This window comes from Bacteroidales bacterium MB20-C3-3 (assembly GCA_035609245.1).
Classification (GTDB): domain Bacteria; phylum Bacteroidota; class Bacteroidia; order Bacteroidales; family UBA932; genus Bact-08.
Map to the genome: position 1 here is coordinate 1000827 of CP141202.1, position 14978 is coordinate 1015804.

Consider the following 14978-nt stretch of genomic DNA (forward strand, 5'->3'; position numbering starts at 1 on the left):
ATGAGCAACGAGGTCATTAACATCAAGGATATCAAAAAAATCTACAAAGTGGGAAACCAGGAGGTAAGAGCACTTGACGGAGTAGATCTTCACATAGGAAGAAATGAATATGTGGCAATTATGGGACCCTCCGGTTCCGGCAAGTCTACAATGATGAACATACTTGGTTGTCTCGACAGCCCCTCATCAGGCCAATATATCCTCAATGGCACAGATGTCTCCTCAATGGCAGACTCCCAGCTGGCAGAGGTAAGAAACAAAGAGATTGGTTTTATCTTCCAATCCTTTAATCTCCTGCCAAGGTACTCTGCTCTGGAAAATGTTGCCCTCCCTTTGATCTATTCAGGTGACACCAGAACAGAGAGAGAACGGCGAGCAGAAGAGGCCCTGGAGAGTGTTGACCTTACAGACAGAATGCACCACAAACCAAACGAGCTCTCCGGTGGACAGAGACAAAGGGTAGCTGTTGCAAGAGCGCTTGTAAATAACCCTTCAATGATACTTGCAGACGAACCTACAGGTAATCTTGATACAAAAACATCTGTGGACATTATGAAACTCTTTGCAAAAATCCACAACAAAGGGAATACTATTATTGTTGTTACACACGAGGAGGATATAGCCAGACACGCACACCGTATAATAAGACTAAGGGATGGTAAGATTGAGTCTGACGAAATAAATCATAATCCGGTAAAATATTCCTGATGAAAGAGATGAACATATATACAAAAACAGGTGACAAAGGGACAACCTCACTTGTTGGAGGGGCCAGAGTAAGAAAGGATGATCCAAAGGTTAACGCCTATGGAAATGTAGATGAACTAATATCTCACATAGCTCTGATAAGAGCTGATGCATCAGGAGAACCTCTGTATGAGAACCTGAGAAGAGTTCAGGCAAATCTAATGCATGTAGCAGCCCATTTGGCAGCTGACGACCACGGAGCTAAAAGGCTGAAAGAATTTGACACTAAAGAGATTGAGTTTCTTGAGAGTCAAATAGATTTAATGGTGGCAGAGCTTCCGGAACAGATAGCCTTTATTCTTCCTGCAGGCCCCCGTGCAGCAGCTCAGTGTCATATTGCAAGAACAGTTTGCCGCAGGGCTGAGAGGTCTTGTATATCTCTGATGGAGGAGCCAAGGATAGAGCAAGTGGTTAAATACCTTAACAGATTATCTGATTACTTGTTTGTATACGGAAGGTATATAGCTTTTAAAAATGGTATTGGAGATGATTTTTGGTATCAATAGTGTTATAATTAAAATATATTGATTATCTTCGCACACAATTTTCGCAAGAGAATCTTAAGTACTTAATATTTAACATTTTAACACTATGTATTGGACACTTGAACTTGCTTCCAAGCTCGAAGATGCTCCATGGCCGGCCACCAAGGAGGAGTTGATTGATTACGCAACCAGATCCGGAGCCCCCTTAGAGGTTATTGAAAATCTCGAAGATCTGGAGGATGATGGAGAGATCTACGATAGCATTGAGGACATTTGGCCGGATTATCCAAGCAAGGAAGACTTCTTTTTCAACGAAGAGGAGTATTAATTAATACTTTATGAAGATTATCATCGCCGGTGCGGGTGATGTGGGTACGCATCTCGCAAAGATGCTCGGAAACGAAGATCACGAACTAACCGTTATTGACAACGACGAGGCTCGTCTTGCTCATGTTGGTGAGATTGCAGATATTATACCCATATACGGTTCTCCTACTTCAATTGCCACACTTGAAAAGGCAGCTGTAAGGAGATCTGATCTTTTTATTGCTGTAAGTCCCGCACAAGAGCAGGATGTAAACATTATCAGCGCTATGCTGGCCAAAAAAATGGGAGCCGGCAAGGTTACTGCAAGAATCAACAACGATGAATATCTGAAGAACGAGAACAAACTCCTCTTTACAGAGATGGGGATTGATCTGTTGTTCTATCCTGAGAAGATTGCATCTCACGAAATTATTGATCTTCTTAAACAGACAGGCACCTCTGAGTTTATGGACTTCTCCGGGGGCAAGCTACAGCTTATTGTTTTCCGTCTGGATGATGGTGCCCCATTAATCAACAAAACCCTTTCTGACTATTCAACTCCCGGGATTGAACCTCTTTACAGGGCTGTTGCAATTGCCCGTGATGGACATACCATCATACCAAGGGGCTCCACTAAATTCAAGGAGAGAGATCTGGTATTTGTTATCTCCAGAAGAAGCGGGGCACAGGAGGTGATGACCTACTCCGGAAAAAACAATATTGATGTAAAAAGGCTTATGATTGTTGGCGGCGGAAGAATTGGCGAGATGGTAGCCAAAAAACTTGAACCAACAGTTGATTATATTAAGCTTATAGAAAGAAGAAGAGAGAGATGCGATGTTCTTAATGAGAGCCTGACAAAAACCCTTGTAATTAACGGAGATGCAAGGAATACCGACCTTCTTATTGAAGAGGATGTCAATGATTTTGATGCATTTGTAGCAGTCACAAGCAGCTCAGAAACAAATATTCTATCTTGCGTTATGGCTAAAAAGATGGGGGTCGCCAAAACAATCGCAGAAGTAGAGAATATTGACTATATAAAACTCGCAGAAGGGATGGGAGTTGATGCTGTTATTAATAAAAAACTCATAACAGCGAGCCGTATTTTCCGTTTTACCCTGTCAAACAAAGTACAGTCCATCAAATGTCTTAACGGATCAGATGCAGAAATTCTTGAATTCATAGTTAATCCAAACAGTAAGATTACCCAGGATAAACTCAGGAACCTAGGATTCCCCAAAGATGCGATAATTGGGGGAATTATCAGAGGCACCAGCAGCTTCATTGCATTAGGGGATACAGAGATTAAACCATACGACAGAGTTGTAGTTTTTGCACTTCCAACTGCTCTTGCAAAAGTCAACAAGTTTTTTGCATAACACTCCATTTTAATTACAGATTTTTACTTTTTATGGCGTAATAAATTATAATTTATTACCTTTGCGCCACATTTTAAAAACTATAAAAATTAGTGCGATTATGAGCAAAAACAGTATCAAATCGGGCGCAAAAACCAGATTGGAACACGATTTACTGGGTGACAAACAGGTTCCTGCAGAGGCATTATACGGAGTTCAAACACTCAGATGTATTGAGAATTTTGATATAAGCAGACAGACTCTTTCACAATTCCCACACTTTATCAAGGCTTTGGGTATTGTAAAGATGGGTGCAGTCATGGCTAATCATGAACTGGGACTTATTCAGGAGGATGTTAAAAATGCAATTGTAGATGCTTGTCAGGAGCTGATGGATGGCAAACATCTGGACCAGTTCCCAATAGATATGGTACAGGGCGGAGCAGGTACATCTGTGAATATGAATGCAAATGAGGTAATTGCCAACAGAGCCCTGGAGATAATGGGAAAAGAGCGCGGAGAGTATCAGTTCTGCAGCCCTAACGACCATGTTAATATGGCTCAGAGCACAAATGACGCCTACCCGAGTGCAATGCACATTGGTATGTACATTACTCACTTTGAAGTAATAGAGGCTCTTGACAAACTGATTGAATCATTTGAAGTAAAAGAGCGTGAGTTCGCCAATATCATTAAGATGGGCAGGACACAGCTTCAGGATGCCGTTCCAATGACACTTGGTCAGAGCTTTGGTGCCTTCGCTTCAGCCATGAAGCACGAAAGACGCAGACTGGACAAGGCCGCGCGCGAACTGCTCTATATAAACATGGGTGCCACTGCAATAGGCACAGGTATAACTGCTGAGCCCGGTTATGCCGAGGCGTGTATCTACCATATCAGAAAAATCACAGGATTTGATCTGAAGCTTGCATACAATCTTGTTGAGGCTACCCACGACACATCTTGTTTTGTGGCATACTCATCGGCACTTAAATCTCTTGCAATCAGAGTTTCAAAAATTTGTAACGATCTTCGTATCCTCTCATCTGGACCGAGAACAGGTATTGCCGAGATAAAACTTCCTCCAAAACAACCGGGATCATCAATTATGCCGGGTAAAGTTAATCCTGTAATCCCAGAGGTTATGAATCAGGTTTGCTTTAAAGTCATCGGAAACGACCTTGCAATTACAATGGCATCTGAGGCTGCGCAGCTTGAACTCAATGTGATGGAGCCTGTACTTGTACAGAGCCTTATTGAGTCAGCCGACTGGATGCGCAGAGGAATGGATACACTAAGAGTTGAATGCGTTGATGGAATTGAGGCAAATCCTGAACACTGCCGCGAAATGGTTGAACACTCAATAGGTATCGTTACTGCTCTTAAACCATTCATCGGTTACTCAAAGTGTACCGAGATTGCCCAGGAGGCCCTTGAGACAGGCGGAAGCGTTTACAAACTTGTACTTGATAAAGGAATCCTTACCAAAGAGCAACTTGACAAAATACTTGACCCTAAACATATGATCAGACCGGTTAAGATTACTATTTAACTGCACGATTCAATAAAATAAAACGAGGCTGACCATTATTGGTTAGCCTCTTTTCGTATTATCAGTTATCTGTATCAGCCCGGAAAATCCTCCCCACCATAAAGACTGTCAGAAAAACCAGAACATCTCAGCGGAGCTCCTTTAGTCATGCAAACTACTTAGTCAAAAGATAGCACAATCCCTCCCCGTTCAACCGAGCCAAGAAGGAACCTTCGCCGGAAGGAGCGAAGCGGATGAGGAGGAAAAGTTCCTGAGTGGGCGCAGGATGACAATAGTAGTTCGTATATTTGCACAATGGCAAGCATACTACAGGCAGCAGGACTGTCAAAATCATACGGCATAAGAACCCTGTTTGAGAATTTATATATAAACATAAATGAGGGTGATAAAATTGCCCTGATCGCTCCTAACGGAAGCGGCAAGAGTACCCTCTTAAGAATTCTGGCAGGCAAAGATTCATCTGATGGTGATGGTTCGGTTAAGCTGATGCAGGGGGCAAAGGTAGCCTGGCTGGAGCAGGACCCGGAGCTGGATCCTGATAAAACAATTTTTCAGGAGGTATTCAGAGCGTCAGAGATTCTATCTTCAGTTATTGTGGAGTACGAAGCTGCTATTGCGGCAAACGACCACAAAAGGGTTGAAAATGCTGTCCATAATATGGATATTCACAACGCCTGGCAGTATGAGCAGAAAATTAATCAGGTTTTAAGCAGACTCAACCTTCCAAATTCGCAAAGGCAGATCTCCACACTATCCGGGGGGGAGAGGAAGAGAGTTGCTCTGGCTTCAATTATGATAAATGAGGCCGATCTTATTGTGCTGGACGAGCCCACAAATCATCTTGATCTTGAAATAATCGAGCAGCTTGAGGAGTACTTAAAAAGAACCGCTTCATCCCTGCTAATGGTTACTCACGACCGCTACTTTCTTGACAGGGTATGCAACCATATACTGGAACTTGATAATGGTGTCCTCTACACCTACAAGGGGAACTACTCCTACTTCCTTGAAAAAAGAGATGAAAGGGTAGATATTTTTAATACAGAGACAGAGAGGGCAAGAAATCTCCTGCGAACTGAATTAGACTGGATGAGAAGAATGCCCCAGGCCAGAGCTACAAAGGCAAAATACAGAATAAATGCCTTTTACGAATTAAAGGAGAGGGCAGATAAGAGAGTGGTTCAAAAACAGATGAAGATAGATGTAGGCGCATCCAGACTGGGAACCAAGATAATAAACTGCAAAAATCTCACCCATTACTGGGATAATTACTGCACTGTAAATGAGTTTACTTACAACTTTACCAAAGGGGAAAAGGTTGGTATTGTTGGTGCTAATGGTGCCGGTAAAAGTACTTTTCTCAAACTGCTTACAGGTGAAATCGAAAACTATAAAGGAGAAATTGACAGAGGGGAGACTCTTGTAATTGGCCATTACAGACAGGACGGACTCACTTTTGATCCTGAAGAGACTGTAATAGATGCTGTCAGAAGGGTTGCAGAGGTAGTTACACTTGCAGATGGTTCAACTATTCCGGTGACACAATTTCTCTCCAGATTTCTCTTTCCTCACTCATCTCACAATACTAAAATTGAGAAACTTAGCGGAGGAGAGCGGAGAAGGCTGTATCTGGTAACAATTCTTATGAAAAGTCCTAATTTTCTCATACTGGATGAACCTACCAACGACCTTGATATTGTTAGTCTAAATGTGCTTGAGGAGTATCTCCTGGCCTTCCCCGGATCTCTTATTATAGTCTCTCACGACAGATATTTTCTGGACAAACTTGCAGATCACATTTTTGTATTTGAAGGTGATGGTCTCATCAAAGATTATGTTGGAAAATATAGTGAGTACCGTGAAATGGTTAAAGAGCTTGAGGCTGCAAAAGAGAGAGAGCTGATAAAGACAAAAGAACCCGCCATCATTAAGAATAATGACGAAAAAAAAACTGCGGGAAAGTTATCATGGAAAGAGCAGAGGGAGCTCGAGGAGATTGATGAGAAGCTAGATGCTCTTGAAAAAGAGAAGAGCAGCCTTGAAGCTGCCCTCTCATCAGGTTCTCTTTCACCTGAGGAGCTTACAAAATACTCATTGCGAATAGGTGAAGTTATTTCAAATATTGACCGGCTCAGCGATCGATGGCTGGAGCTTACTCCATAAGTTTTTTATACTTGAATCTTTTTGGAGTTAAATCACCAAGTCTCTTCTTCTTGTTCTCCTCATATTCTGAATAGCTTCCCTCAAAGAATACCACTTTTGAGTCACCCTCAAATGCCAGTATATGTGTTGCAATCCTGTCCAGGAACCATCTGTCGTGTGATATAATTACCGCACACCCCGCAAAATTTTCCAGGCCCTCTTCCAGAGCTCTGATTGTATTCACATCCACATCGTTAGTTGGTTCGTCAAGAAGCAGAACATTTGCCTCCTCTTTCAAAGTGAGTGCCAGGTGAAGTCTGTTTCTCTCACCCCCTGAAAGAATTCCGCATTTTTTCTCCTGATCTGCTCCTGAAAAGTTAAATCTGGAGACATATGCCCTTGCATTTACCTCTTTGTTCCCAAGCTTTACAAAATCCGAGTTTTGAGCTATCGTTTCATATACGGTTTTATCCGGATCAATGTGTCTGTGCTGCTGATCAACATAGGCAACCTTAACTGTCTCCCCTACCATAAAAGAGCCTGCATCCGGTTTTTCGAGTCCCATAATAAGGCGGAAGAGAGTCGTTTTTCCAGCTCCGTTAGGGCCGATAATCCCCACAATTCCTGCAGGCGGGAGGCTAAATTCCAGACCTTCATATAACAGTTTATCACCAAATCCTTTTGTTACTCCTTTAGCATCTATCACCCTGTCTCCCAGGCGGGGACCATTCGGAATAAAGATCTCCAGTTTCTCCTCTTTTACCTTCCCATCCTCATTCAGCATCTTTTCGTAAGCAGAGAGACGGGCTTTTGATTTGGCCTGACGGGCCTTGGGAGACATCCTAACCCACTCAAGCTCTCTTTCCAGAGTTTTACGCCTTTTACTCTCCTGCTTCTCTTCGGTTGCCAGTCTTGTAGATTTCTGATCAAGCCAAGAGGAGTAATTTCCCTTCCAAGGAATTCCCTCGCCTCTGTCAAGCTCTAAAATCCATCCGGCAACATTATCCAGGAAGTAACGGTCGTGAGTAACTGCAATTACAGTACCCTTGTACTGCTGAAGGTGCGCCTCCAGCCACTGAATTGATTCAGTATCCAGGTGGTTGGTTGGCTCATCTAATAAGAGAACATCTGGTTCACGGAGAAGAAGCCTGCAAAGAGCAACCCTGCGGCGCTCACCACCGGAGAGGTGTTTTACAACAGCATCCGGTTCCGGGCATTGAAGCGCATCCATAGCCCTTTCAAGTTTGGAGTCAATATCCCATCCGTTTACATGCTCTATTTTTTCGGTAAGCTCGCCCTGGAGGTCAATGAGTTTTGCCATCTCATCGTCATCCATAGGCTCTAGAAATTTATTATTAACCTCTTCGTACTGCTTTAGCAGGGACATCACTTCGTGAACCCCCTCCTGAACAACTTCAAGAACTGTCTTATTATCATCAAGATGAGGCTCCTGTTCCAGAAACCCAACCGAGTAACCGGGTGCCCATACCACCTCTCCGTCGTAAGCATTTTCAACACCTGCAATAATCTTTAAAAGAGTTGATTTACCTGATCCGTTAAGACCTATGATGCCTATCTTAGCTCCGTAAAAAAAGGAGAGGTAGATATTTTTAAGGATTGCCTTGTTGTTCGTGGGTAATATTTTTCCCACACCATTCATTGAAAATATTATCTTCTCGTCTGCCATAAATTATTATAATTTGCGGCAAAGATAATATTAAACATCAGATTTCCCTGCTCCAAGCTTTATAACAAGAGAGTCAAGATATTGCACTGACCTGACAGAGTCTGCGATCTCAGCCGATCTAAGAAGCTGAACCCTATAGGCCTCCATATTCTCCTTCTTAATTGGATCTGCAGGCGGTGCCTCCATCTTAAGCGGATTTATCGGCTTTCCGTTTTGCCAAATACGGAAATCCAAATGGGGTCCGGTGGAGAGTCCTGTACTCCCAACATATCCTATCACCTCACCCTGTCTTACCCTCTTTCCTACCTTAAGCCCCGGCGCAAATTTTGAAAGGTGCAGATAGGCTGACGAGTAAGTTGAATTATGTCTGATCTTAACTGTGTTGCCCCCTCCTCCGGCGTAAGCCCTCTGTATGACAACCCCATCTCCAATGCTCATAACAGGTGTCCCCGTTGGAGCAGCATAATCAACTCCTGTATGTGGCCTTACCACCCTGGTAACAGGGTGTCTCCTTGCATAACTGAATCCAGATGATATTCTGGAAAATTTGAGTGGAGCCTTTAAAAAAGCCTTCCTTAAATTTTCACCCTTTTCATTCCAGTAGTTTGGTGATTCATCCTGTACAAATCTGTGGGCTTCATACATCACTCCATTGTGCCTGAAATATGCAGCGTGAATAGTCCCAATATCCAGGAGTTCATCACCGGCATAAATCTCGTCATAGACAACCATAAATGAGTCTCCCTTTTGTAATCCAAAGAAGTCAATCGTCCATGCGTATATATCAGATAATCTGTTTGCAATCAGAGGACTCATTCCTGAATTGATACAATCGTTCCAGAGAGAAGAGTTAATGGTAGCCTCTCCCACTCTGGTTTTAACGGTTACATTCAGTTCGTGGATCTCTACAAAAATTGAGTCGTGAACACCAAATGTAACAAACGAACTCTTTGTGTCCTGATAGACCAGATATGCTAGTTTTGGATTTTCATCCATTGTATAGTAAGCTTTATAGCCATTCCCAATCCTCATTTTTTTCAAATCAAAAACTGTTCTTGCAGCCTGGGTAAGAGCATAAATATCTGCATTTTCCGCACCCAGATCTGTCAGAAGATTTGTAAAGAACTGACCTCTCCTGATTGTCCCCTCCCTGACATCAAATTCAGATACTGGTATCCCAAATTCAGTTATTACTTCAAGACTGTCCCTTTGATTTGTGTTTACTACAGAATCTGTTCGCCCATTTTTACATGCAACTATCAGAAAAAGAAATAAAAATAGCTTCAAATATCTCATACCATTCATTTTTTCACCACTAAGATAGGGATTTCAAATTTGTGTGTTGATAAAATTGTGGAAAAAAATGTAAAATAATGTAACAAAGTGGAAAACATTTTATATTTTTGCATAGGTTGTAATGCGACTTGTAAAAGCTCTTAAAATGGTCAAATTCATAGGTGAATATAATGCTAAGGTTGATGACAAGGGAAGACTTATTCTCCCCTCTTCATTCAAGGCTTCTATCACACCCGGAGGAGACATGAGACTGGTCCTGAAAAAGGATCTCTTCTCTGATTGCCTGGAGATGTACACATACGAAGAGTGGACACAGGAGAGCGAACAAGTTAAATCCAGATTAAATTTCTTTAACAGGGAGCATGCCAGTTTCTGGAGAGAGTATATGAGGGAGAGGGCTATCGTAGAGCCGGATGAAAAACTCGGAAGAATAACAATTCCAAAAAAACTGCTGGAGCAGATAGGGGTAGAGAGAGAGGTGACATTTGCCGGAAACGGGCATAAGATCGAGATCTGGGCAAGAGAGGCGTATGAATCCCACAAACTCACTGACAACGACTACCTGGCGCTCGCCGAAAAAATATTAGGATAGGGAGGGTTGCATATGAGTGAGTATCATACACCGGTTCTGCTAGAAGAGAGTGTATCCGCGATGGCTATTCGTGACGGAGGCACCTATGTTGATGCAACATTCGGCGGAGGCGGACACAGCAGGGAGATTCTTTCAAGAATGGGGAAAAATTCAAAGCTTGTTGTTTTTGACAGGGATCCCGATGCTATTGCAAATATACCGGAAGACAAGAGGATATTTTTTGTAAATAATAATTTCAGGTTTATTCAAAATCATCTGAATTATTTAGGCATATCACAGGCTAACAGCATCCTGGCAGATTTAGGAGTATCCTCCCATCAGTTTGACACAGAGGAGCGAGGTTTCTCATTCAGATTCCATTCAAGACTTGATATGAGAATGAATCCGTTAACAAGAGAGGGAGCAGACGGAATAGTTGCAAAGAGATCAGAGGACGAACTGGATAAGATATTCAGATTATATGGTGAAGTTGACAACAGCAGACGGGTTGCAAAGATTATATGCAGAGAGAGAGAGATTGAGCCAATTGAGACTACGACAAGGCTTAATCAGATTTTGGAGCCTGTAACTCCCAGAACAGGAGGTCATAAATATCTGGCAAAAATATACCAGGCTCTGAGAATTGAGGTTAACGGAGAGATGAAATCTCTGGAGGGTTTTCTTTCAGGCTCTCTGAATGTGTTAAAACCGGGAGGAAGACTTGTTGTAATAACCTACCACTCTCTAGAGGACAGGATGGTTAAGAACTTTTTAAAGACAGGGAATGTCTCCGGAAAAATTGAAAAGGATTTTTACGGAAAGCAGAGTTCACCTTTTACAGTAGTTTTCAGAAAACCGATGGTGCCTGCAGAGGAGGAGATTTCAAGAAATACAAGGGCAAGAAGTGCAAAGCTGAGGGTCGCAGAAAAGATGGAGATTAACTGAAATGGCAAAAAAGAGATGGGTTTCAGAGATAATGGGTGGTCAGATTCTTATTCACAGCGGAATTCTGCAGCAGCTTGGTTTTGTATTATATCTCTTTGCGCTTGTGATTTTTTACATATCTCTCAATTTTAACATTGAGAGCAAATTAATAACTGAGAGACATAACCAGAGGGAACTTAAAAACCTTAAGGCAGATTACACAGGAAAAAGGGCCAGACTGCTTTATATGAGTAAAAAAACCGAGATAGAGAGAAGGCTTACAGAATCAGGCTCCGAGTTGAAATCTCCGTCTAACCCACCTGCTTATATCAAACTTGACTGAATATGAAGGACATAATATCAAGGATTGGTGTAATATACTTCTTTATGGTACTGTTTGGCCTGATTGTAATTGGCCGGATAGTACATCTGCAGTTTTTTGCAGATCTTCCTGTAAGTTCTGAGGAGATATCATTCAGAACCGAGGAGATTGAGGCTGTAAGAGGAAGTATCCTTGCAAGGGACGGCAGATCCCTGGCCAGTTCTGTACCATATTATCAGATAAGGATGGATTGCGTTTTCCCGGAGGAGACACTTTTTAACAACAATATTGATTCTCTTTCAATTGCTCTCTCCGGCTTCTTTAAGGATAAGAGTGCAGCCCAGTATAAAAGCGACCTGCTCTCTGCAAGAAAAAAGGGAAACAGATACAAGGCAATAGGCAACAGGCTTGTTGACTACTCGGAAATGATGGAGGTGCGGATGTTTCCTTTGTTTAGAGAGAGAAGCAACAGAGGAGGATTTATCAGCGAACAGAAAAATAAAAGAAATAATCCTTACGGAAGACTGGCATACAGAACCATCGGCTTTATAAACTCAAATGGTGTTGGTGTGGGGATTGAGGGTAGCTACGACTACTACCTTAAAGGGATACCCGGAAAGCAGACTGTTCAGCGACTACTTGGAGGTGAGTGGATGCCTGTAAACGAGGAGGAGACTATTATGCCTCAGGATGGCATGGATGTCAGAACTACCATTGACATTGAAATCCAGGAGGCTGCAGAAAATGCGCTGAGAAATCAGCTCTCACTGTCAGATGTTTTTGAAGGTGCTACTGCAATAGTTATTGAAGTAAAGACAGGTGCTGTCAGAGCAATTACAAATATGAAAAAAATGGACAACGGTGAGTTTGATGAGTCATTTAACTATGCTATAAGTCAGGCAACTGAGCCGGGTTCTACTTTTAAGCTTGCAACTCTGGTAGCCCTTATAGAGGATGGTTATGTAAATCTTGAGACTCCTGTTGATGCAGGAAACGGCAGATGGAAATACAGTACAAAAGAGTTTACTGATGTTACAAAGGGTGGTTACGGACTGATAGATGTAAGAAAGGCCTTTGAGAAATCATCCAATGTTGCATTTGCCAAACTTGCAGTTGAATATTATGCAAACAACGAAAAGAAGTATGTGGACAGACTTCACAATATGAAGATTGGAGAAAAATTCAATCTAGATATTATGGGTGAAGGCAGATCGGTTATTCACTCACCTGGAGATGCTATGTGGAGTAAGCTTACCCTTCCGATGATGGCAATGGGTTATGCCTCTCTTATTACTCCTCTTCACACTCTGGCATTTTACAATGCGATAGCTAACGGGGGAAAAATGATGAAGCCATATTTTGTGGAAAGTTTACAGAAACATGGTGAAGTTGAAAAGATATTTGAGCCTCAGGAGATGAGTGGTTCAATTTGCTCTCAATCTACAATTAAGCTTGTACATGAAGCCCTGAGAGGAGTTGTTGAGCATGGCACAGGAAAAGGGATTAATGATCCAAGATATAAAATCTCAGGAAAAACAGGTACTGCGCAAATAGCTTTTGACGGAAGATACATAGATTCCCAGGGATACAGAAAGCATCAGGCCTCATTTGCCGGATTCTTTCCAAGTGATGACCCAAAATACTCTGCAATAGTGGTCCTCTACACAAATAAAACTAGGGCAAACTTTTACGGAGGTTCTTGGGCTGCTCCTGTATTCAAACAAATTTCTGACAGAATATTCGTTAACAATCCTCAATGGGGAGAGCCCGTTAAAGGTGATGGGAAAAGTACTCCATCATACGCAAAGGTTTTGTCTGGAAATAGTGAAGAGATTAAGAAAATTGCAAAACAAATCCCTTCAACCAAAGTAAATTTCGCACTCCCCGGAGAGTGGGTCAATATTGAAAAAGACTCGCTTGAAAGAGTTGTTGCCAGGGAGTTAAGGGAGGTTGCAGATAGTGTTCCAAGTGTATTGAATATGGGGTTAAAAGATGCTCTTTATCTGCTTGAGAACAAGGGTTACAGAGTAAAATTCTCCGGAAAGGGAAGAGTAATTACTCAAAACCCACTTCCGGGAAGCGGCCTGGAAAAAAACGGAATAATTAACATAGAACTTTCTGAGAGGTATGAAACTGACTAATATATTAAATGGCATTGATCTAATTGAAGTTACCGGAGGTTCACCTGAGATGTGTGAAATTACTGGTATATGCTTTGATTCAAGATGTTGTACACCTGGTTCACTTTTCATTGCTCAGAGAGGCTCTGCATCTGACGGACATCTGTTCATTAACGCAGCACTTGAGAGTGGCGCTGCTGCTGTTTTGTGCGAAGAGATGCCATCAGAGAGATCCAATGGAGTTGTTATAAAAATTAAAGATACTCACTCTGCTCTGGGTATTGCATCTTCAAATTTCTATGACAGACCTTCAGAGAAGATGAAAGTTGTCGGTATTACAGGAACAAATGGCAAAACCACAACAGCAACTCTTTTATTCAGAGTATTCAGAGCTCTTGGATATAAATGCGGGCTTCTCTCTACAATAGCAAATTATATTGAAGAGAGAGAGGTGAGTGCAACTCATACAACTCCTGATCCTGTACAGCTAAACAGATTAATGGCAGAGATGGCATTTGAGGGTTGTGAATTCTGTTTTATGGAGGTGAGTTCTCACTCCCTTGATCAGAAGAGGGTGGCAGGTATTGAATTTGCGGGAGGCCTCTTTTCTAACATTACACACGACCATCTTGACTATCATAAAACCTTTGCTGAATACATCAGAGTTAAGAAGAGTTTCTTTGATAATCTTAGTCCAAATTCCTTTGCATTGACTAACATTGATGACAAAAATGGTATGGTAATGCTTCAGAACTCTGCAGCATCAAAATATACATACTCATGTCAATCTCCGGCAAATTTTAACTGCAGAATAATTGAAAGCACACTGGACGGAATGCTTTTGAATATTGGCGGTAAAGAGGTCTGGACAAGATTCATAGGCGGTCACAATGCTTACAATATTCTGGCAGTATACTCAGCAGCCATTCTGCTGGGAGCAAAGGAGGATGAACTCCTTGTTGAGATTAGCAATCTCTCCAGCGTTGCAGGAAGGCTCGAATATCTCAAGGGGGGTGAAGAGATTACTGCTGTTGTAGACTATGCCCACACACCTGATGCACTTGAAAATGTTCTTAAAACATTAAAAGATTGCGCTGAAGGCAAAGAGATTGTAACTGTATTTGGATGTGGAGGAAACAGAGACAAAACTAAAAGGCCAGAGATGGCAGAGGTCTCGGCAAGATACTCTGACAGAGTAGTTGTTACTTCTGACAATCCAAGATTTGAGGAGCCTGAAGCCATTATTGATGATATAAGAAAAGGATTCTCTGTAAAAGATATGGGAAAGACTCTATTCATAACTGACAGAAGAGAGGCTATAAGAACAGCTTTGATAATGGCTAAGCCTGGCAGTATTGTACTGATAGCCGGTAAAGGGCATGAAAACTACCAGGATGTCAAGGGTGTGAAGCACCATTTTGACGATAAGGAGGAGATTAATAACCTATTCAATCAAAAAAGTTAG

Annotated in this window: 13 protein-coding genes; 11 read left to right on the forward strand and 2 right to left on the reverse strand. The window is 42.0% G+C overall.

Annotated features, from left to right (window positions below; all coding sequences use genetic code 11):
• The 6 genes from U5907_04545 to U5907_04570 all read left to right on the forward strand — a co-directional run bounded on the left by U5907_04545 (position 1) and on the right by U5907_04570 (position 6614).
• Positions 1–708 carry an ABC transporter ATP-binding protein gene (locus tag U5907_04545; GenBank protein ID WRQ33917.1) on the forward strand — a complete coding sequence of 236 codons (708 nt, stop codon included), beginning with the start codon at positions 1–3 and terminating at the stop codon, positions 706–708.
• Positions 708–1253 carry a cob(I)yrinic acid a,c-diamide adenosyltransferase gene (locus U5907_04550; protein WRQ33918.1) on the forward strand — a complete coding sequence of 182 codons (546 nt, stop codon included), beginning with the start codon at positions 708–710 and terminating at the stop codon, positions 1251–1253. The genes U5907_04545 and U5907_04550 overlap by 1 nt, the downstream gene beginning before the upstream one ends.
• An 85-nt stretch (positions 1254–1338) precedes the next feature.
• A complete protein-coding gene (locus U5907_04555) occupies positions 1339–1560 on the forward strand; it encodes a DUF2795 domain-containing protein (protein WRQ33919.1) in 222 nt (73 codons plus the stop codon).
• Positions 1561–1570: 10 nt separating this feature from the next.
• Complete coding sequence (gene trkA, locus U5907_04560; protein ID WRQ33920.1) at positions 1571–2920, forward strand: Trk system potassium transporter TrkA; 1350 nt, start codon at positions 1571–1573, stop codon at positions 2918–2920.
• Between the two features lie 100 nt (positions 2921–3020).
• Positions 3021–4451 carry an aspartate ammonia-lyase gene (locus U5907_04565; protein ID WRQ33921.1) on the forward strand — a complete coding sequence of 477 codons (1431 nt, stop codon included), beginning with the start codon at positions 3021–3023 and terminating at the stop codon, positions 4449–4451.
• A 294-nt stretch (positions 4452–4745) separates the two neighbouring features.
• Positions 4746–6614, forward strand: a complete 1869-nt coding sequence (locus U5907_04570) for an ABC-F family ATP-binding cassette domain-containing protein (protein ID WRQ33922.1) — start codon at positions 4746–4748, stop codon at positions 6612–6614.
• Here the strand turns inward: U5907_04570 and ettA are convergent.
• Together ettA and U5907_04580 are read right to left on the reverse strand one after the other, a co-directional pair.
• Positions 6604–8280: an energy-dependent translational throttle protein EttA gene (gene ettA / locus U5907_04575; protein WRQ33923.1), complete on the reverse strand. Its 1677-nt coding sequence runs from the start codon at positions 8278–8280 to the stop codon at positions 6604–6606. The two genes, U5907_04570 and ettA, sit on opposite strands and share 11 nt — an antisense overlap.
• Before the next feature lie 30 nt (positions 8281–8310).
• Positions 8311–9576, reverse strand: coding sequence for a peptidoglycan DD-metalloendopeptidase family protein (locus U5907_04580; GenBank protein WRQ33924.1), 1266 nt, complete (start codon positions 9574–9576; stop codon positions 8311–8313).
• 145 nt (positions 9577–9721) lie between these two features.
• Here U5907_04580 and U5907_04585 point away from each other — a divergent pair, with 145 nt between their 5' ends.
• Genes U5907_04585 through U5907_04605 form a run of 5 tightly spaced genes read left to right on the forward strand, consistent with a single transcriptional unit; the run spans position 9722 to position 14978 of the window.
• A complete protein-coding gene (locus tag U5907_04585) occupies positions 9722–10168 on the forward strand; it encodes a hypothetical protein (protein ID WRQ33925.1) in 447 nt (148 codons plus the stop codon).
• A 12-nt stretch (positions 10169–10180) separates the two neighbouring features.
• Positions 10181–11092: a 16S rRNA (cytosine(1402)-N(4))-methyltransferase RsmH gene (gene rsmH, locus U5907_04590; protein ID WRQ33926.1), complete on the forward strand. Its 912-nt coding sequence runs from the start codon at positions 10181–10183 to the stop codon at positions 11090–11092.
• A gap of 1 nt (position 11093) precedes the next feature.
• Entirely contained in the window at positions 11094–11414 is a 321-nt protein-coding gene (locus U5907_04595; protein ID WRQ33927.1) for an FtsL-like putative cell division protein, read from the forward strand.
• Between the two features lie 2 nt (positions 11415–11416).
• Positions 11417–13534, forward strand: coding sequence for a penicillin-binding protein (locus U5907_04600; GenBank protein ID WRQ33928.1), 2118 nt, complete (start codon positions 11417–11419; stop codon positions 13532–13534).
• Positions 13521–14978: a UDP-N-acetylmuramoyl-L-alanyl-D-glutamate--2,6-diaminopimelate ligase gene (locus U5907_04605; protein WRQ33929.1), complete on the forward strand. Its 1458-nt coding sequence runs from the start codon at positions 13521–13523 to the stop codon at positions 14976–14978. The genes U5907_04600 and U5907_04605 overlap by 14 nt, the downstream gene beginning before the upstream one ends.